Here is a 799-nt window from a genome sequence, read left to right on the forward strand (position 1 = left end):
TGTGCAAAATCGCGCAGGATATGGGCGTCGATTATCTGCAAGGCTACTACTTAGGTGAACCTACGCGTCTGTTTTAGTCGTGTTTCACGTGAAACAATGCCAATAAAAAACGCAGCCAAGGCTGCGTTTTTGTTTCGTCGATTGGGTTTACTCGAGAGAGTGTGGTGACGGTTTGAGAGCATGGCCACTTTTCTCGGCTTGGAACAGTACAAGGTAGTGAGCAAAAAACGTATGCATTTGCTGTTGGTTATCTTGTTCACCAAGTTGACCTAATAAGTGGGCAGCAACCTCAAAGGTGCACAAATTGCCTTGTTGCTGATTACGTCGCAGTTGATATTGAGAATCGGCGAGTGCGGAAAGTCCCATGGTAGGGATACCTTCTAACCAGCGACTCTTATTGATCATCTTGCGTGCTTCTTGCCAAGTGGCATCCAAAATAATGTACAGCGGCATTTTGGCTTGTTGCTGGCTTTGCATTTCCACATGTTCGAGTGTGATGCTTTCTTCGCTTGGGAATAGAATCACCGGGTACAGTGAAGGATCAGCCAAGCGAGTGAGCAACTCTGCTGGTGGTTGTTTGCGATCCCAGATTGCTTGCTCGACGTTGAGTTGGCAATGCTGTAATAGCTGGCCCGTATTGGTGTCACGAGTTAGCTCATTTGGGTGCATCAATAGCAGTATGTCGTGCTTGCTGGTGAGTTTAGGCACCAGCGAGCAAATACAGTTGAACAGAAAACCGCAATGGGGACACGGTTGTGACATTACAGTCGAACCCCTTCACGCACAGGGCTAATACCAT

General features: G+C 47.6%; 1 protein-coding gene. It reads right to left on the minus strand.

Annotated features, from left to right (window positions below; translation table 11 throughout):
• Positions 1–147 precede the first annotated feature (147 nt).
• Complete coding sequence (locus R7R24_RS26085; RefSeq protein WP_318120027.1) at positions 148–762, minus strand: tRNA-uridine aminocarboxypropyltransferase; 615 nt, start codon at positions 760–762, stop codon at positions 148–150.
• Positions 763–799: the final 37 nt, after the last annotated feature.

Source organism: Vibrio sp. 704, from assembly GCF_033339295.1.